General features: G+C 64.7%; 13 protein-coding genes and 1 pseudogene. 10 read left to right on the top strand and 4 right to left on the bottom strand.

Going from position 1 to position 18,093, the window contains the following annotated elements; all coding sequences use genetic code 11:
* Positions 1–330 precede the first annotated feature (330 nt).
* Entirely contained in the window at positions 331–2,070 is a 1,740-nt protein-coding gene (locus BRAD3257_RS25905; RefSeq protein WP_122404215.1) for a methyl-accepting chemotaxis protein, read from the bottom strand.
* Between the two features lie 223 nt (positions 2,071–2,293).
* Between BRAD3257_RS25905 and BRAD3257_RS25900 the strand changes: the two genes are divergently transcribed.
* From BRAD3257_RS25900 to BRAD3257_RS25885, 4 genes are all read left to right on the top strand, one after another.
* Positions 2,294–3,676, top strand: coding sequence for an ethanolamine ammonia-lyase subunit EutB (locus BRAD3257_RS25900; RefSeq protein WP_122404214.1), 1,383 nt, complete (start codon positions 2,294–2,296; stop codon positions 3,674–3,676).
* Positions 3,677–3,834: 158 nt separating this feature from the next.
* Positions 3,835–5,421: a B12-binding domain-containing radical SAM protein gene (locus tag BRAD3257_RS25895; RefSeq protein WP_122404213.1), complete on the top strand. Its 1,587-nt coding sequence runs from the start codon at positions 3,835–3,837 to the stop codon at positions 5,419–5,421.
* A gap of 6 nt (positions 5,422–5,427) precedes the next feature.
* On the top strand, positions 5,428–6,240 hold the full coding sequence (gene eutC / locus BRAD3257_RS25890; RefSeq protein ID WP_122404212.1) for an ethanolamine ammonia-lyase subunit EutC: 813 nt from the start codon (positions 5,428–5,430) through the stop codon (positions 6,238–6,240).
* A gap of 175 nt (positions 6,241–6,415) precedes the next feature.
* Entirely contained in the window at positions 6,416–8,782 is a 2,367-nt protein-coding gene (locus BRAD3257_RS25885) for an efflux RND transporter permease subunit (protein ID WP_122404211.1), read from the top strand.
* Between the two features lie 119 nt (positions 8,783–8,901).
* Here BRAD3257_RS25885 and BRAD3257_RS25880 read toward each other — a convergent pair whose 3' ends face one another.
* Entirely contained in the window at positions 8,902–9,399 is a 498-nt protein-coding gene (locus BRAD3257_RS25880; RefSeq protein ID WP_122404210.1) for a hypothetical protein, read from the bottom strand.
* 460 nt (positions 9,400–9,859) lie between these two features.
* On the opposite strand from BRAD3257_RS25880, the gene BRAD3257_RS25870 reads away from it, so the two are divergent.
* From BRAD3257_RS25870 to BRAD3257_RS25845, 6 genes are all read left to right on the top strand, one after another.
* The gene (locus BRAD3257_RS25870; protein WP_122404209.1) at positions 9,860–10,093 is read left to right on the top strand and encodes a hypothetical protein; all 234 of its coding nucleotides are present in this window, start codon (positions 9,860–9,862) and stop codon (positions 10,091–10,093) included.
* Positions 10,094–10,287: 194 nt separating this feature from the next.
* Positions 10,288–11,172 carry a squalene synthase HpnC gene (hpnC, locus tag BRAD3257_RS25865; protein WP_122404208.1) on the top strand — a complete coding sequence of 295 codons (885 nt, stop codon included), beginning with the start codon at positions 10,288–10,290 and terminating at the stop codon, positions 11,170–11,172.
* Entirely contained in the window at positions 11,162–12,001 is an 840-nt protein-coding gene (gene hpnD / locus BRAD3257_RS25860; protein WP_122404207.1) for a presqualene diphosphate synthase HpnD, read from the top strand. Before hpnC ends, hpnD begins: the two co-directional genes overlap by 11 nt.
* Positions 12,001–13,257: a hydroxysqualene dehydroxylase HpnE gene (gene hpnE, locus BRAD3257_RS25855; protein ID WP_122404206.1), complete on the top strand. Its 1,257-nt coding sequence runs from the start codon at positions 12,001–12,003 to the stop codon at positions 13,255–13,257. The genes hpnD and hpnE overlap by 1 nt, the downstream gene beginning before the upstream one ends.
* Before the next feature lie 51 nt (positions 13,258–13,308).
* Positions 13,309–15,261 carry a squalene--hopene cyclase gene (shc, locus tag BRAD3257_RS25850; protein WP_122404205.1) on the top strand — a complete coding sequence of 651 codons (1,953 nt, stop codon included), beginning with the start codon at positions 13,309–13,311 and terminating at the stop codon, positions 15,259–15,261.
* The gene (locus tag BRAD3257_RS25845; protein ID WP_162500367.1) at positions 15,258–16,007 is read left to right on the top strand and encodes a phosphorylase; all 750 of its coding nucleotides are present in this window, start codon (positions 15,258–15,260) and stop codon (positions 16,005–16,007) included. Before shc ends, BRAD3257_RS25845 begins: the two co-directional genes overlap by 4 nt.
* 99 nt (positions 16,008–16,106) lie before the next feature.
* Here BRAD3257_RS25845 and BRAD3257_RS25840 read toward each other — a convergent pair.
* Together BRAD3257_RS25840 and BRAD3257_RS25830 are read right to left on the bottom strand one after the other, a co-directional pair.
* Positions 16,107–16,343 (bottom strand): annotated as a pseudogene (locus tag BRAD3257_RS25840) (PIN domain-containing protein); the annotation flags it as partial.
* 553 nt (positions 16,344–16,896) lie between these two features.
* Positions 16,897–17,895, bottom strand: coding sequence for an IS110 family RNA-guided transposase (locus tag BRAD3257_RS25830; protein ID WP_122402735.1), 999 nt, complete (start codon positions 17,893–17,895; stop codon positions 16,897–16,899).
* Positions 17,896–18,093 lie beyond the last annotated feature (198 nt).

The following is an 18,093-nucleotide window of genomic DNA, read 5'->3' as shown; positions in this document are numbered from 1 at the left end:
GCATCCTGAGCTGCCGACCGGCTCGTCAGGCTTGGCCCATCGCCGACTTGCCGAGGCTAAACGGTCGCTTCAGGTTTTGGCGGCAGAGCCGACGAGACGCGGCCACTTTGGCAAGACTTGCGCGCCCCCGATCACCATGGCGAACAGGGCCGTACAGCGCGTGTTTCCATGATGACATGATGCCGGTGTTTTGCCCGACGAGTCAAAATCTATTTCGTAGAATCAGTAGACATGCGAGTGCGTCGCTAAGCCATTGAAAAACCTGTGCTGGCCTACTGTGCATGGGGTTGTTTTTCAAGTTTTTGTTTGACGCGGCCCGCTTGGCGGCCGCTATCCCGACTTGGCGATGCGGCCGTCCGTGGCTCCCGAGCGCAGGTTCTGGAAGAACGTCTCGACTTCCCGCGATAGCGTGTCCGCCGTCGCGGTCAGGCTGCTCGCCGCCGTCAGCACGGAGGCTGCCGCCGTGTCGGTCTCGCCGATAGCATCGCGCAGCGAGGTGATGTTCGCCACGAGCGTCTCGTTCCCCTGCGCAGCGCTTTGCGCGTTGGAGGAGATCTCGCGCGTGGCGGCGTCCTGCTGGTCGACGGCGCCGGCGATCGCCGAGGTGACCTCGTTGATCTCGCGGACCGCGCCGCCGATCTCGCGCACGGCGTCGACCGCATTGCGCGTGGAGGCCTGGATCATCGAGACGTTCTCGCTGATTTCGGCCGTGGCCTTGGCGGTCTGGCCCGCGAGCGCCTTCACTTCATGAGCGACCACGGCAAAGCCGCGGCCGGCATCGCCGGCGCGCGCGGCCTCGATGGTGGCATTCAGCGCGAGCAGATTGGTCTGCTCGGCGATCGCCTGGATCAGGTTGAGCACGCCGTCGATGCGTTGCGTGGCCGCGGCGAGGCTCTCGATCTCGGAGATCGACTTCTCGGTGCGCTGGCCGGTCTGCTCGACCGCACCGGCCGATTGCCGCACCTGGCGCCCGATCTCTTCCACCGAGGCCGACAGCTCCTCGGCGGCGCTCGCGACCGCCGAGACGTTGTGTGAGGCCTGCTCGGTGGCGTTCGCCGCGGTGCCGGCGCGGCTGCTCGCATCCGCAGTGACACGCGTGATGGTCTGTGCGGTCTCGCGCATGACCTGCGCGTTGTCGCTGAGGCCGTGCATGATGGCGCCGATCACCCCGCGGAATTCCTCGACCGATCGTTCGATGTGGCGGGCGCGCTCCTCGCGCGCGGCTGCGTCTTGCGACACTTGCGAGGCGAGGTTGCGGTTTCGGCCCATGGCCTCCTGGAACACCTGGATCGCGCGGGCCAGGGCGCCGATCTCGTCGGCGCGGTCCGAGTGCGGCACCACGACGTTTTCGGCACCGTCGGCGACCTGCTTGATGGTGGCGGTGATCGAGGCGAGCGGCCGGGCGATCGAGCGGGCGATGATGACGATGCCGATCACGACGAGGGCGAGCGCCAGGCCGCCGAGGCAGGTCAGCAAGAACGACAATTCGCGATTGGTTTCGGTCTGCTGCGCGATCTGCCTGGCGCGCTCGGCATAGACCTTGGACAGCGCCTCGAGATCCTTGTTCAGGGCCGAGCGCACGCTGCGATTGGCGTCATTGTCGCCCCATTCGCGGCCCGCGGCCGCATTGATCTCGACGCCGCGGCGCACCAGCTCCTTGCGGAACTCGACGAACTGCTCGATGCGCTTCTTGAAGGTTGCAAACTGCTCGGCATCGTCGGCTTTGACGATGGTCTCCCAGCGCTTCACGACGTCGAGGATCTGGGCATTGAACTTGAGCAGGCCCTCGCCGTACTTCTGCACCAGCGACGGCTCGGTCGACATGTAGACGCCGCGCGATTCCATCACGACCGCATAGACCAGCGAGTTGACGCGCTCGACGTTGAGCGCGGCGGCGTTCGCCGTCTCGATCGCGCTGATCAGCTCGGCGCTGCGGCGGCTGTTGTAGTCGGACAGCATCGCGATCGCCGCCGTCAGCAGCGCGAACAGCGCGAAGATCGCGTAGAGCTTGGTGGCAAGCGTGAAACGGCCTGCCAGGGCGGTGGCATTCCCAGATCGGTCAATTGTCATGGTGTTCGAGGGCCCGGATGAGCTTGAGGCGGGAGATGAGCGCGGTCGTGTAAAATTGATGCAAAACTATGCAGAACGAAGATGGACGCGACGTTAATGCGTCCGTCGGCTGCCTTCGTCTTAGGTCGAACGAAACGTAAGATATCTCAGCGTCTTGATCCGAAGGTATAGTTTCACGATAGTCCTGGAGTCGGCCATTGGCCGATGAACCCCGGAGACACCCTTGGTCTACCGCCATACCATCGACGCCACGAGCTACGCGTTTCCGGATCTGCGCGACCTGCTCGCCAAGGCAACGCCGCCGCGTTCCGGCGACCGGCTGGCCGGGGTTGCCGCCGACACCGCCGCGCAGATGATCGCGGCGCGGATGGCGCTTGCGGATGTGCCGCTCGGCCAGTTCCTGCAGGAAGCTGTCGTCCCCTATGAGCTTGACGAAGTCACCCGCCTCGTCATCGACAGCCATGACGCCAAGGCCTTCGCGCCGGTGGCCTCGCTGACGGTCGGAGCTTTCCGCGACTGGCTGCTGTCGGACGCCGCAACGCCCGAGGTGCTGCGCAAGCTGGCAGGCGGCATCACGCCGGAAATGGCGGCCGCGGTGTCAAAGCTGATGCGCAACCAGGATCTGATCCTGGCGGCGCGGAAATGCGAGGTCACCACCGCCTTCCGCAACACCATCGGGCTAAAGGGACGGATGAGCACGCGGCTGCAGCCCAATCATCCGTTCGACGACGCCAGAGGCATCACCGCCTCGATCCTCGACGGCATCCTGCTGGGAGCCGGCGATGCCTGTATCGGCATCAATCCCGCGAGCGACGATCCCACCGTCATTGCGCAATTGCTGCGGCTGCTCGACGAGATCATCGCGCGGCTGAAGATCCCGACGCAAGGCTGCGTGCTGACCCATGTCACGACGACGCTGTCGCTGATCGGGCAGGGCGCCCCGGTCGACCTCGTCTTCCAGTCGGTCGCCGGCACGGAGGCCGCCAACCGCAGTTTCGGCATCGATCTCGCGCTTCTGAAAGAGGCGAAGCAGGCCGGACTGTCGCTGCGGCGCGGCACCGTCGGGCAGAACGTGATGTATTTCGAGACCGGCCAGGGCTCGGCGCTCTCGGCGGGCGCCCATCACGGCGTCGATCAGCAGACTTGCGAGGCGCGCGCCTATGCGGTTGCTCGCGCCTTTGATCCGCTGCTCGTCAACAGCGTGGTCGGCTTCATCGGACCGGAATATCTCTATGACGGCAAGGAAATCATCCGGGCGGGACTTGAGGATCATTTCTGTGGCAAGCTGCTCGGCCTGCCGCTCGGGGTCGACATCTGCTACACCAACCATGCCGAGGCGGACCAGGACGACATGGACAATCTCCTGACGCTGCTCGCCGCCGCCGGCGTCACCTTCGTCATGGGCGTCCCCGGCGCAGACGATGTCATGCTGAACTACCAGTCGACGTCTTTTCACGACGCACTCTATGTCCGCGACGTCTTCGGTTTGCGCCGCGCGCCGGAATTCGACGACTGGCTGGCGGGCTCGGGCATTGCAGGCGCCGATTTCCGTCTTGCCGGCGATGCAGGCCTGCTGCCCGATTTTGCCTCGCGGCTGATCGCATGAGGCGGCGGCAGGTGCCAGCTCTCCCTGCCTAGGAAACCATCGGCGCCTTCCGGAATTATGCTTGCGCCACAATATTGAGAAATTCCGGCGACAGCGTTAGCCTATGTGCATGGCTGGCAATTGTCGCACCATCGGTCGAGCGTGGCGGGGGAGCTTTGATGCGAGCTGAAAGCAACGGAACGTCCCGGCGGATTCTCTGTGTATTTCCACGCTACACCTCGTCCTTCGGTACATTCGAGTATTCCTATCCCCTGACCGATGGCGTCCGCGCCTTCATGCCGCCGCAGGGGCTGTTGCTGATCTCCGCCTATCTGCCGCAGGACTGGCAGGTCAAATTCGTCGACGAGAATCTGCGCCGCACGACGAAGGAGGAGTTCGAATGGGCGGAAGCCGTCTTCGTCAGCGGCATGCACATCCAGCGCCAGCAGATGAACGACATCTGCCGCCGCGCCCATGAATTCGATCTCCCGGTCGCGCTCGGCGGTCCCTCCGTCAGCGCCTGCCCCGACTATTATCCGTCGTTCGACTATCTGCATGTCGGCGAGCTCGGCGACGCCACCAACCAGCTGATCGAGATTCTGTCGCGCGATACCTCGCGTCCTGACGAACAGGTGGTCCTCACCACCAAGGACCGGGTGCCGATGACGGAATTCCCGATCCCCGCTTACGAACTCGCCGACGTGAAGAAATACTTTCTCGGCAGCATCCAGTATTCCAGCGGCTGTCCCTATCAGTGTGAGTTCTGCGACATCCCGGGCCTCTACGGCCGCAATCCGCGGATCAAGACACCGGAGCAGATCATCGCCGAGCTCGATCGGCTGCGCGAATGCGGCATGACCGACACGATCTATTTCGTGGACGACAATTTCATCGGCAACCGCAAGGCGGCGATGGACCTGCTGCCGCATCTGATCGAATGGCAGAAGAAAACCGGCTACGTGGTGCGGCTCGCCTGCGAGGCGACGCTCAACATCGCCAAGCGGCCCGAGATCCTCGAGAAGATGCGCGAGGCCTATTTCATCACCATCTTCTGCGGCATCGAGACGCCGGATCCGGATGCATTGCATGCGATGCACAAGGACCACAACATGATGGTCCCGATCCTGGAGGGCGTGCGCACCATCAACTCCTACGGCATGGAGGTGGTCTCGGGCATCATCATGGGGCTCGACACCGACAAGCCGAACACCTCGGACGCACTGCTCGCCTTCGTCGAGGAGTCCCGGATTCCGCTGCTCACCATCAACCTGCTCCAGGCGCTGCCGAAGACGCCGCTGTGGGACCGGCTGGAGCGCGAGGGACGATTGGTCGATGACGAGGGTCGCGATTCCAACGTCGAATTCCTGCTGCCCTATGACGAGGTCGTCTCGTCCTGGAAGCATTGCATGGAGGTCGCCTACGCGCCCGAGAAGGTCTATGCGCGCTATCAGCATCAGTGCGATTACACCTATGCCAACCGACTCAAGGTGCCAGTGGCACCGGAGATGAAGACTTGGCCCAACATCAAGCGCGGCCTCGTCATGCTGCGCAACATTTTCTGGAAGGTCGGCGTGCTTGGCGATTACAAGCGCGTGTTCTGGAAGTTCGCGCTGGGACGCATCAAGCGCGGCGATCTCGAAGGCTTGATCGGCTGCGCCACGATCGCGCATCACCTCATCACCTTCGCGCGCGCGGCCTCGAGCGGCAAGCAGAACGCTTCGAATTATTCGATCCGGCTGCGCGAGGCCGCCGTTCCCGCCGAATGATGCGACATGTCTGATCCGGTCCCGCTGCGTCGTCCGACGCTGGATTTGCGGGCGTTCACGCCCGCGCGCGTTGCGCTGGGCCGCAGCGGCGCGAGCATGCCGACACGTGCGCTGCTTGATTTCACGCTGGACCATGCCCGCGCGCGCGATGCCGTGCATGCCGCCTTCGATACGCCGCGTCTGGTCGCCGATCTCGGCGCGCTCGGACTTGCCGTGACCGAAGTGAGGAGCCGAGCGGTCGATCGCAGCGACTATCTGCGGCGGCCGGATCTGGGACGACAGCTTGAGCCCGGCTCGGCGCAGCTTCTGGCACGAAGCACCTCCGCGCCGTGCCAGCTCGCGCTTGTGATCGGAGACGGCCTGTCCGCGGCGGCGGTCCACAGCCATGCTGCGACGGTGGTGGGGCGCCTGTTGCCATTGTTTGCGGAGCGAGATGCTGTCGCAATCGGCCATGTCGTCGTCGCCTCAGGCGCCCGGGTCGCGCTCGGCGACGAGATCGGCGCGATCCTCGGTGCGCGCATGGTCGTGATGCTGATCGGCGAACGGCCCGGCCTGTCGGCACCCGACAGTCTTGGCGCCTATCTGACTTTCGCACCGAAGCCCGGCCGCACCGATGCCGAGCGCAATTGCGTGTCGAACATCCATCATGCCGGGTTGAGCTGTGACGAGGCCGCCCTCAAGATCGCCTGGCTCGTCCGGGAGGGCTTGGCCAGAGAGGTGACCGGCGTGGCGCTGAAGGACGAAAGTGGCGACCGCCCCCCGCCTCGACTTGGCGCGGCTTCGGCTGAAGGAACGGAATCGGGGGCCAAAATGTCCTGATCTTGATCGGTTTGGCCGACCTGCGCCTGCTTGCGAGACCATGGCGGGACCTGCTAAACCCCGTGCGGCGATTTTCCGCGCATTTTCAAGGGCCTCCCATCCGTATGGCGTTTTCAGGCCGTTCGCGGGGCGCAATAAGCTCACAAACCGAGCCGATTTAGGAACTGGACAAAGCATGCTCGAAAAGCACAGCGAGAATGAGGTTCATGTCGACAAGGTCGAGCAGGGACCTGCGTCCTCGATCGCCTTCGGGCTGGAGCGGCTCGGGCTGGTCGCCGTCCGGGCGCCGATTGTCTCCTGCATCGTCCTGCTTGCCCTGATCGTCGGCGCGGTGTTCGGCATCCAGCGCATCAAGATCGATGATTCGCTGTCGCAGCTATTCCGCTCCAACACCCGCGAATTCCGCCAATACGAAGAGGTGACCAAGAAGTTCCCGGCCGAGGAGTTCGACGTCCTTGTCGTGGTCGAGGGCAAGACCCTGCTGGAGCGGAACAATCTGGAGAAGCTGCGCGACTTCGTCACCGACCTGCAACTGGTCGAGGGCACGCGTGGCCTCGTTTCGCTGTTCTCGGCACGCCAGGCGCCGGCCCCGGGCAAGCTGCCAGCGGCGCTGTTCCCGGCCGAGCTGCCGGAGGGCGCGGCCTATGACAAGTTCATCGAGACCGTCAAGAACAACGAGATCATCCGCGGCAAGCTGCTGTCAGAGGACGGCACGCTGGCGCTGATCGTGCTCTCGCTCGATCCGGAAGTCGTCGGCTCCAACAAGCTGACCAAGACCGTCGGCGACATCCGCGGGCTGATCAAGGAGGATCTCAGCGACACCGGGCTCAACGTGCAGCTCTCGGGCGTGCCGGTGATGCAGCTCGAGATCCGCAATGCTGTCGAGCGTGACGGGCTGACCTACAACATCCTCGGCATCCTCGCCGGCTGTGTCATCGCCATCATCTTCTTCCGCAAGATCTCGTTCATGGTCGCAGCGGCGTTCCCGCCGATGATCGCGATCCTGCTGGCTCTCGGCGCGCTCGGCTGGGCCAATTTCAATCTGAACATGTTCCTGAACGTGATGACGCCGCTCATCATGGTCATCAGCTTCTCCGACTCGATGCAGCTCACCTTCGCTGCGCGCGACCGGCTGATTGCAGGCCAGGACAAGTTCACCGCGTTCAAGAACGCGGTGCTGGTGGTCGGCCCGGCCTGCGTGCTGACGCACGGCACCGCGGGCATTTCCTTCATCGCGCTGCAATTCTCCGACTCCGATTTGATCCGCAAGTTCGGCGAAGCCGGGCTCGCCGCCACCATCATCGCGCTGGTCGCCGTGCTGTCGCTTGTGCCGGTGTTCGGCGTGCTGTTCGTGCGCAACGAGAAGGTCTTTGCGGTCAAGTTCCAGGGCGCCGATGCCGGCGTCCAGGCGCTGCGCAATTTCTGCTATTGGATCGCGGTGCGCATGGTCGGCCGTCCCGGCCTGTTCAGCCTGATCGCGGTGCTGTTCGTCGGTGGCCTCGGCGTCATCTATGCCAATCTGGAGCCGCGCTACCGGCTCGCCGATCAGGTGCCGGACAAGCGCCAGGCGGTTGCCGCCAGCGACCGGTTGGATGCCAAGCTCACCGGCGCAAATCCCATCAACGTGCTGATCGTGTTCCCGAAGGGTGAATCGCTGTATTCGCCGGAGACGCTGCAGACCATCGCCGACGTGCACGCGACCGTGGAGAAGGCGGCCGGCGTCGGCAACGTCTGGTCGCTCGAGACCCTGCGCCGCTGGCTCGCGGAAAAGGCCGGAAGCACCGACGTCGCCACGTTGAAGGAATACGTCAACGTCATTCCCGAGCATCTGGTGCGGCGTTTCATCGACGCCGAGCAGGATGCCGTCGTTGTCGCCGGCCGCGTGCCGGACAAGGATTCGAGCCAGCTCCTGCCGATCGTGGACAAGCTCGACACCGAGCTCGACGCCGTCCGCAAGAAGCACCCCGGCTACGAGGTCGCGGTGACCGGCCTTGCCGCCATCGCGGCGCGCAATTCGGCCAACATGATCGAGAAGCTGAATCGCGGCCTCACCGTCGAATTCGCGCTGGTCGCGATCTTCATCGGCCTCGCCTTCCGCTCCTGGGTGGTGATGCTCGCCTGCATCCTGCCCGGCATCTTCCCGGTCGTGATGTCGGGAACGGTGCTATGGGCGATGGGCGAGGGGCTGCAATTCGCCAGCGTCGTCGCACTCACCGTCTCGTTCGGTTTGGGCCTCAGCGCCACCATCCACTTCCTCAACCGCCTGAGACTCGAGAGCAAGCCGGGCGTCGGCTCGGCTCTCGCGGTGGAGCGGGCGACCGTGCTGGTGGGACCTGCGCTGATCCTGACCACGGTGGTGCTGGCCTGCGGCCTCGTCGTCACCGTGTTCTCCGATCTGCCGTCGCTGCGGCTGTTCGGCTGGCTCAGCGCCTTCTCGATGGTCATGGCGCTCGTCGCCGACCTTTTCATCCTCAGGCCGACGGCGATGTGGCTGATCAACCTGCACGGCAAGCTGCAGGGCACGGACAAGCCGGCGATCTGAGCGGCATCGTGGCGCTTTGGTCCGTGCACCACTGGAGGAGGCGCAGCGAGTGCTCCAGCAAAAAGCGCCCGGCTCGCGAGAGAGCCGAGGGCTTTGTTGTTCTTGAACGGAAACGGGCTCTATCCCTTCGTCATCGTGATGTTGACGCCGCGGATCTCGCCCTTGGAAGAGATCTGCACGGTCTGCTTGGTGCCGTTGGTGCGCAGCGACAGATTGGCTGCAAAGCCGTTGGCCTCGACGAATACGTCGATCTGGCCGCCGCCGGCCGTGCCCTGGAGATTGCCGAAGATGTTGCGGCTCGCCTCGCTCCAATTGCCGGAGATGCGGTCGCCCTGGCTCGTCACGTCGCTGGTGAGGTCGAACTTGTAGCTGTCGGAGGCGCAGTGCAGGGCCTGCTTGAGGTTGAGACCGCTGCCCGCGACCTTGTAGTCGGCCTTGCAGCGGATGCGCTCGGTGGACCCGTCGGACAGCGAGACCGTGCCGGTGCCGGTCCACGCGCCGTCGAAGCCGGCAAACGGCCCGGACGATTGAGCATGGCTCGCCGAAACCGAGAAGAGCAGCGCAGCCCCAACGCCGGCCGCAGTGATTGCCAGTCCAGATCGCCCAAAGAATCTCATCACAAATATCCCGTTTTGGAACGACGTCCGTTCAAGATCGAAGACGTCTCGCCACATCGAAAGTTTAGTGTTCCGAGCCTGTGCCAGGTTCAACGTGCCCTCACCCGAGATGGCGGTTCACCGGGCCCGGGAAGGGGGCGAGGACCATCCGATTTACCTTGTTCCGGGGTGTTTCTGGCCAAAACCACGGGGCGGAGAGATGCAGCTCTGCAACAGCCGTGCAGCAAAATGCGGTCTCTCTGAATTATGATGTAGTATCAACCCCTTACATCTGCCAATGAAGGCGCGGGGAAGACCTGATTTGGTGGGTGCGGCGCCAATTTGGCCGCATTTGCCAGTGCTTGTGCCTTCTCTCGGCCGCACCTCCTGCGGCGACTTGCCATCAGAACAATCCGCTCCGGTTGTCCGCCCTGTGCAGCCCGGGATCGGTGCGATTCTGCCGTCAGAATGAAGGAATACAATGCGTAAGCTTCTCGTCGCTCTCACCCTGCTGTCGGCATCCCTCTCGACGGCTGCGCTCGCCCAGCAAGGGCGCGGCACGGAGGCCGAGCAGAAGGCCTGCACCCGCGATGTGCAGAAGTTCTGCCGTCCGGTCATCGATCAGGGCGATTTCACCATCCTGGCCTGCCTCAAGGAGAACCGGGCCAAGATCTCGCAGGCCTGCGACCAGGTGCTGAAGAACCACAACCAGTAAGCTCGGCCGCTGGCCCACACCAAGGCGGCCCCGGCGCCGCCTTTTCGGCCGCGGTCCGCAGAGGGCAGCCATCGAGCGGCAGGATTGGTTTTGCGGCCGTCTTCCCCTATATGGGGGCCGCGGCGGCATCGCCGGCGTGAGCCCGCGCGAGCGAAAAAGCCGTTCCTGTCCAAACGATTGTAAACCAGCCCTCGATGACATCTGCGAGCGAATTGCGATCCGGCAAGGGTGACCGCGACGAGAATTTTCCCGTCGCGTCCTGGATCATTCATCCGCGTCATCGCGCCCTGATCCTGGCCTATTACAATTTCGTCCGTACCGCCGACGACATCGCCGACCATGCGACACTGCCGGCCGACCAGAAGCTCGCTTATCTCGACCTGCTCGAGACGGAACTCCTCGGCGGGGGCGACACCCAGGCCGAGGCGGTCACCCTGCGCCGTGCGTTGGCCGAGCGCGGCATGGCGCCGCGCCATGCGCTCGACGTGCTCATCGCCTTCCGCATGGACGTGACCAAGCTGCGCTACGAGACGTGGGACGAAGTCATCCACTATTGCCGATATTCTGCGATGCCGGTCGGCCGCTTCATGCTCGACGTTCACGGCGAGAGCACCTCGACCTGGGCCGCGTCGGACGCGCTCTGCGCAGGCCTGCAGATCAACAATCACCTGCAGGATTGCGGCAAGGATTTCCGCGAGCTCAACCGCGTCTATCTGCCGCGCGATGCGCTGGCAGCACACGGTGCCTCGGTCGAGCAGCTTGGCCTCGCTCAATCGCCGCCGGCGATGCTGGCCTGCCTGCACGGGCTCGCCGCGCGCAACGAAGCGCTGCTCGACGAGGGCAGGTCGTTAGCTGCGGAGATCCGGGATTTCCGCCTCGGCGTCGACGTTTCCGTCATCCAGGCCTATGCCGACCGGATCGTGCGCCTGCTCAGGGTGCGCGATCCCCTGCGCGAGCGCGTGCATCTGAACAAGTTCGAGCTTCTCACCTTCAGCCTCGCCGGCATGATCGGCGAAGTCGGCCGCCGCGCGATCGGACGCAAGGCCGTTTCCAGACCGGGGACTGCACATGACGCTTGAGGCGACCACGCCCGGCGCCAATTACGGCTCGACCGCATCCGGCAGCTCGTTCTATGCCGCGATGCGCATCCTGCCGCGTGACCAGCGCGAAGCGATGTTCCAGATCTACAGCTTCTGCCGCCAGGTCGACGACATCGCCGATTCCGACGGCCCGCGCGAACAGCGGCTCGCAGCGCTTCAGGAATGGCGCAACGACATCGACGCGCTCTACCAGGGCCATCCGCCGCCGCGGCTGAAGGACTACGTCGCCTCGGTGAAGACCTTCGGCCTCAAGCGCGAGGATTTCCTGGCCATCGTCGACGGCATGGAGATGGACGTGCCGCAGGACATCCGCGCGCCCGACATGGCCACGCTGGATCTCTACTGCGACCGTGTCGCCAGCGCCGTGGGACGGCTGTCGGTGCGGGTGTTCGGCATCCCCGAGGAAGACGGCATCCTGCTCGCGCACCATCTCGGCCGCGCGCTTCAGCTCACCAACATCCTGCGCGACATCGACGAGGATGCCGGTCTCGGCCGGCTCTATCTGCCGCGCGAGGCGCTGCTGCATGCCGGTATCACCTCCAATGATCCGAACCGCGTGATCGCCGAGCGCGCGCTGCCGAAGGTCTGTCTGCCGCTGGCGCAGCGCGCGAAATCGCATTTCGAGAAGTCGGACGAGATCATGAATCGCAACAAGCGCCGCGCCGTGCGCGCGCCGCGGATCATGTCGAAATACTATCATTCCATTCTGGACCTCCTGATCGCGCGCGGCTTCGCCGCGCCGCGCGAGCCGGTGCGTGTGTCGAAGATCACACGCATCCTGATCCTGCTCCGTTACGCTTTCATCTGATGCAAAACACAGCTCACATCATCGGCGCTGGAATGTCCGGCCTCTCCGCCGCCGTGCGGCTCGCCAATGCCGGCTTCAAGGTCGCCGTGCACGAGGCGACGCACCAGGCCGGCGGCCGCTGCCGGTCCTATTTCGACGGCGCCACCAATCTCACCATCGACAACGGCAATCATCTGGTGCTGTCGGGCAACAGCCATGTGCGCGCCTATGCGCGCGCGATCGGCACCGAGGCCGGCCTCGTCGGCCCCGAGCGCGCGCAGTTTCCCTTCGTCGACATCAAGACGGGGCAGCGTTGGCAGATCGACCTCGGCGATGGCCGGCTGCCGACCTGGGTGCTCGACGAAAGCCGCCGCGTGCCCGACACCGGCCTCACCGATTATCTCAAGCTGGCGCCGCTGCTCTGGGCGTCGGAGGAGACGCTGGTTGGCAAGTCCATTCCAACCGAGGGCATCCTCTACCAGCGCCTGGTGCAGCCGCTGCTGCTGGCGGCGCTCAACGTCGATCCGCCCGAGGGCTCGGCGGGGCTTGCTGGCGCGATCGTGCGCGAGACGCTGCTCGCGGGCGGGCAGGCCTGCCGTCCGCTGATCGCGCGTGACGGCCTCAGCGCCGTCTTGATCGAGCCCGCCGTGAAGTTTTTGCAGGAGCGGGGCCACACCGTTCAGCTCGGCCACGAGCTGCGTTCGTTCGCCAACACCGGCGGCAAGGTGGCTGCACTGAATTTCGGCGGCGAGGACGTGATCCAGCTCGGTGCCGGTGACGTCATCGTGATGGCGGTGCCGCCGCGCGCGGCCTCCAGCCTGCTGCCGGGCCTGAAGACGCCGACCGAATTCCGCGCCATCGTGAATGCGCATTTCCGCATCACACCGCCGCCGGGCTCGGCGCCGATCCTCGGCGTGATCGGCGGCGTCGTGGAATGGCTGTTCGCGTTCCCGAACCGTCTCTCGGTGACCATCAGCAATGGCGACCGTCTCGTCGACGTGCCGCGCGAGGAGCTCGCGCAGGCGATCTGGAACGATGTCTGCGCGGCGGGCGGCGTTTCCGGCGAGCTGCCTCCCTGGCAGATCGTGCGCGAGCGCCGTGCGACTTTCGCCGCGACGCCGGCGCAGAATGCCCTGCGTCCCGGGCCGGTCACTGCGCTGAAGAACCTGTTCCTTGCGGGTGATTGGACTGCTACGGGATTGCCTGCAACCATCGAGGGATCAGTTCGGTCCGGTGATCGCGCCGCCGATCTGGTTCTCGCTGCACAGCGGCCCTGACGGGCAATGTCCCGGCCAACCTTCAATCGACTATCGGAGCAATCGAGCGATATGGATTCCGTGAACGCGACCAGCCGCGAAGCTTTGGAATCGAGCATTGCGTCGGCGACGCAGGGCGTCCTCGACTTCCAGCAGGCGGACGGCCATTGGGTATTCGAGCTCGAGGCCGACTGCACGATTCCGGCCGAGTACATCCTGCTGCGCCACTATCTCGGAGAGCCGGTCGACGCCGTGCTCGAGGCCAAGATCGGCAATTACCTGCGCCGCGTGCAGGGCGCCCATGGTGGCTGGCCGCTGGTGCACGATGGTGAGTTCGACATGAGCGCCAGCGTGAAGGCCTACTTCGCGCTCAAGATGATCGGCGACTCCGTCGACGCACCGCACATGGTGCGGGCGCGCGAGGCCATTCATGCCCGTGGCGGCGCGATTCATAGCAACGTCTTCACGCGCTTCCTGCTCGCGACGTTCGGCGTCGTGACCTGGCGCGCCGTGCCGGTGCTGCCGGTCGAGATCGTGCTGCTGCCGTTCTGGTCGCCGTTCCATCTCAACAAGATCTCCTACTGGGCGCGCACAACCATGGTGCCGCTGATGGTGATCGCCGCGCTGAAGCCGCGCGCGAAGAATCCGAAGGGCGTCGGCATCGACGAGTTGTTCCTGCAGGATCCGCGTTCGATCGGCATGACCGCGAAGGCACCGCACCAGAGCATGGCTTGGTTCCTGCTGTTCCGTTCGCTCGATGCGATCTTACGCGTGATCGAACCGATGTTTCCGAAGAGCCTGCGCAAGCGCGCGATCGATGCGGCGCTGGCCTTCATCGAGGAGCGGCTCAACGGGGAGGACGGCATGGGCGCGATCTACCCGCCCATGGCCAACATCGTCATGATGTACGACGCCCTCGGCAAGGACGAGAACTATCCGCCGCGCGCGATCACGCGCCGCGGCCTGGACAAGCTGCTCGTGATCGGCGACGAGGAGGCCTATTGCCAGCCTTGCGTCTCGCCGGTGTGGGACACGACGCTCACGGCGCATGCGCTGCTGGAAGCCGGCGGCGACAAGGCGGTGCCTGCGGCCAAGCAGGGCCTCGACTGGCTGATCCCGAAGCAGGAGCTCGAGGTGAAGGGCGATTGGGCGGTGAAGCGGCCCGACGTCCGCCCCGGCGGCTGGGCCTTCCAGTACAACAACGCGCACTACCCTGATCTCGACGACACCGCGGTCGTGGTGATGTCGATGGACCGCATGCGCCGTGAGCACGGCGTCGCCGGCTATGATGCCGCGATCGCCCGCGGCCGCGAGTGGATCGAGGGCATGCAGAGCGACGACGGCGGCTGGGCCGCCTTCGACGTCAACAACCTCGAATATTACCTCAACAACATCCCGTTCTCCGACCATGGCGCGCTGCTCGATCCGCCGACCGAGGACGTCACGGCGCGCTGCATTTCGATGCTGGCCCAGCTCGGCGAGACCGTGAAGACCAGCAAGCACGTGGCCGATGGTGTTGCCTACTTGCGGAAGACCCAGCACCCGGAGGGGTCCTGGTACGGCCGCTGGGGCATGAACTTCATCTATGGAACCTGGTCGGTGCTGTGCGCCCTCAACATGGCGGGCGTCGACCACAAGGACCCCATGATCCGGAAGGCCGCGGCGTGGCTGACCTCGATCCAGAACGATGACGGCGGCTGGGGCGAGGACGCCGTCAGCTACCGGCTCGACTACAAGGGCTGGGAGTCCGCCCCCTCGACCGCCTCGCAAACGGCATGGGCCTTGCTTGCCCTGATGGCGGCAGGCGAGGTTGATCACCCCGCCGTCGCCCGCGGGGTGGAGTACCTGATTGCAACACAAAACAAAAAAGGATTGTGGGACGAGCAGCGGTACACCGCCACAGGCTTCCCCCGCGTGTTCTATCTACGGTATCATGGTTACCCAAAGTTCTTTCCGTTGTGGGCATTGGCGCGGTATCGGAACTTGCGGAACACCAACAGCAGGGTGGTAGGGGTCGGAATGTGACTTTGGGGACGGGGGACTATTTTACCGCGGGTCAAGCCATCGACCCGCGGCCGATACTGATCGTGACCGGACTGGTTCAAGAGGCCCGTATCGCAGCCGGGCCCGGAATGGCGGTTATCTGTTCATCCAGCAGCCCGACGCAGTTGCGGGCGCTTCTGACGGTGGTGGACCCCGACACGATTCGCGGTGTGATCTCGTTCGGCGTGGCCGGCGGGCTCGACCCGAGCTTGCGCTCGGGCGACGTCGTGCTGGCGACCGAGGTGCTGTCCGGCGATGCCCGCTGGGCCGCCGGGCTGTCGCTCGGCGACGACCTGATCGAGCGCCTGACCTCCGGCCGCCGCCGCGTCGTGCGCGGCAGCCTCGCCGGGGCCGAGGAGGTGGTCACGAAACGCTCGTGCAAGGCGGCGCTGCATTCGGAAACGGGCGCAGCCGCCGTCGACATGGAAAGCCACATCGCGGCCGCCTATGCCGCCGAGGCCGGGCTGCCCTTTGCCGCGGTCCGCGTCATCAGCGACCCCGCCCATCGCGCCCTGCCGGCGCTGGCCCGCGCCGCGATCAAGCCGAACGGGCAGATCGATCTCGGTGCCGTGCTGCGCGGAATCGTGCGCAATCCGGCGACGTTGCATGCCCTGGTCTCGACCGGCATCGACTTCAACCGCGCGCTGCGGTCCTTGCGCGGCTGCCGCGATTATCTGATCGGGACGGAGCTGATCGGCAGCGAGGCGCTGGTCTCCGAGGCCGCGTGAGCGCATACGTCCAACTGCCGAAGGCCCGTTCGCCATGGCGTGCGGGCCTTTTTCGTTAGGCCAGCTTCGTACTGACGGTCACGGTAACGCCTGCGAGCATCAATCCCTGGTCCAGTCCTCTAGCCGCAACCCGGCGATACGCTGGAATTCGGCGGTGTTGTTGCTGACAAGCGGCAGGCCGCGCGCCATCGCTTGACCGGCGCTCAAGATGTCATAGGGACCGATTGGTGTGCCGTGCTTCGCAAGCTCCGCCCGGATCTCGCCCGCGGCTCGCGCGTCCTCTTGGTCGAGGTCGAGGATGTCGAGATCGGAAAATAGAAGGCGAAGCGTTTCCATCCAGCACTGTCAGCCGGTCGGGCAAAACACCGGAACAGCCAGTCAATCCCTTCCGTAAAAATATTTCACTTTTCCGAATTTCGGATTTATGGCATAGGGCTGTCATCCCGATCCTGCCAGAGGGGCGCTTCGCGATCGTCACGAGATGCGGGTCGGGGTGCGGTGGACGCGGCAGCGCCGGCGCGAAAGGCGATGACAGGGCGGGCAACCGTGAGTCATGCGCGGCGCGATACGACACGGCGCTGTCACAGCGGCCAAGCTGGATCTTGCGGGGTGAGCACACGCGAGCCTCGGATGCGTCCGGCAGGGCCGTCCGCGGACGGAGAAGTCGTGTGGTCCCGACGCCCGGGGTTCTGGCGTCAAACTTCGCGGTGATGTGGCAGCCAACCGGCACGCGCATCGATCAGCGGCGAGGCGACGGGGGCAATAGTGCAACGCTCCCCGAGGAGCAACTGTGTTGAAGTAGCCCGGCGATCGGCCGGCCTCAAGGCTGGCGCTGGCGCGCCACCGCCTCCGGCGGCTTCCGGCCTTGACCCCGTCCGCTCGCCGGTCTTCAGGGCGTGCAAGCGCTCGGCGGAAGCCGAGCGGAGTTGCTCACTTCGTACCGGCCGGCGTCCCATTTCTCGCCGCGTGCGATCATGACGTTCAGGATCACGATCAGCTTGCGCATGCAGGCGGTGAGCGCAACCTTCGGCTCCTTGCCTTTGGCGATCAGGCGATCGTAAAAGGCCTTGAGCACGGGGTTATGCCGGGTCGCGGCTCCCATGGACGCCATGTAGAAGACGTTGCGGACCTTGCGGCGTCCGCCCTGGATATGACGGACGCCCCGACGTTTGCCGCTGTCGTCGTCATAAGGCGCAGCACCCAGCAGGGCCGCGGCCACTTTGTTGCCTATCTGGCCGAGTTCCGGCATCGCCCCGATCAGTCCGGCGGATGTGCCCCCGGCAAGACCTGGTACGCTCTCGATGATCTCGGCGAGTTCGGCAAAACGCGGTGTGGTCTTGATCAGGGCTGCGATCGCTGCTTCCAGCTTGGCAATTTCGGCGGCGAGCCGCTTCAGCAGGCGATTTTGCATCTTCTGCACGACGTCAGGAGTGGAATGCTCCGTCCTGTTTCGCAAGCTCGTCTGCACGTCAATCAGAGCCTGGCGCGCACTCACGATCTGCGCCAGCTTCTCGCGTGCCGCATCGTAGGCTTGCCCCCTTGCCTCAATGAAGGTCTCGGCGAACCAGGCAATCATCTCCGCATCGATCGGATCGTTCTTGGCGAGCTGTCCAGCCGATTTGGCGAAGTTGCGCACCCGCTTTGGATCCACCACCAAGCCTTCGATACCATCCTGGCGTAGCACCTTGGCCCACTCCCGCTCATAACCACCGGAAGCCTCCATGGCGGCTTTGCCGACCTTGTGCTTGCGAAGCCAGCGGATCAGCGCTCGCCGACCTTCTGGGCTGCTCGCGAACGTCTGCCGTTGTGACAATGAGCGAATGCACACATCCACCTTGTCCTTGGCCACGTCGATGCCAGCGACAAGGACGTCGTTTTGTGCCATCATCTACTCCCTTCCTTGCTCGGTTCGGGCTCGAAGCCCATGCAACTGTTCGGGTTGAGGAAGACCACCGGATCTGTCCCTCGCTCCCCGACAGGCTCAAGGCCTTTGAGCACGAACGGGCTCAGATCCAGCGACGGGCGGTTTTGCGAGAACCGCCCGTTCGCACATTCTGGCAGATTTTCTGGACACAAGAGCACGAAG

The organism is Bradyrhizobium vignae (genome assembly GCF_900324035.1).
In the GTDB taxonomy this organism is placed as follows: domain Bacteria; phylum Pseudomonadota; class Alphaproteobacteria; order Rhizobiales; family Xanthobacteraceae; genus Bradyrhizobium; species Bradyrhizobium vignae.
This window is presented reverse-complemented; position numbering and strand designations above follow the sequence as displayed.

Bases quoted from the DNA above. Each gene is read 5' to 3' on its own strand.
- eutC (WP_122404212.1), top strand. From the start codon at position 5,428: ATGTCTGATCCGGTCCCGCTGCGTCGTCCGACGCTGGATTTGCGGGCG.
- shc (WP_122404205.1), top strand. From the start codon at position 13,309: ATGGATTCCGTGAACGCGACCAGCCGCGAAGCTTTGGAATCGAGCATT.
- BRAD3257_RS25830 (WP_122402735.1), bottom strand. From the start codon at position 17,895: ATGATGGCACAAAACGACGTCCTTGTCGCTGGCATCGACGTGGCCAAG.
- BRAD3257_RS25905 (WP_122404215.1), bottom strand. From the start codon at position 2,070: ATGACAATTGACCGATCTGGGAATGCCACCGCCCTGGCAGGCCGTTTC.
- hpnD (WP_122404207.1), top strand. From the start codon at position 11,162: ATGACGCTTGAGGCGACCACGCCCGGCGCCAATTACGGCTCGACCGCA.
- hpnE (WP_122404206.1), top strand. From the start codon at position 12,001: ATGCAAAACACAGCTCACATCATCGGCGCTGGAATGTCCGGCCTCTCC.
- BRAD3257_RS25895 (WP_122404213.1), top strand. From the start codon at position 3,835: ATGCGAGCTGAAAGCAACGGAACGTCCCGGCGGATTCTCTGTGTATTT.
- BRAD3257_RS25870 (WP_122404209.1), top strand. From the start codon at position 9,860: ATGCGTAAGCTTCTCGTCGCTCTCACCCTGCTGTCGGCATCCCTCTCG.
- BRAD3257_RS25880 (WP_122404210.1), bottom strand. From the start codon at position 9,399: ATGAGATTCTTTGGGCGATCTGGACTGGCAATCACTGCGGCCGGCGTT.
- hpnC (WP_122404208.1), top strand. From the start codon at position 10,288: ATGACATCTGCGAGCGAATTGCGATCCGGCAAGGGTGACCGCGACGAG.
- BRAD3257_RS25885 (WP_122404211.1), top strand. From the start codon at position 6,416: ATGCTCGAAAAGCACAGCGAGAATGAGGTTCATGTCGACAAGGTCGAG.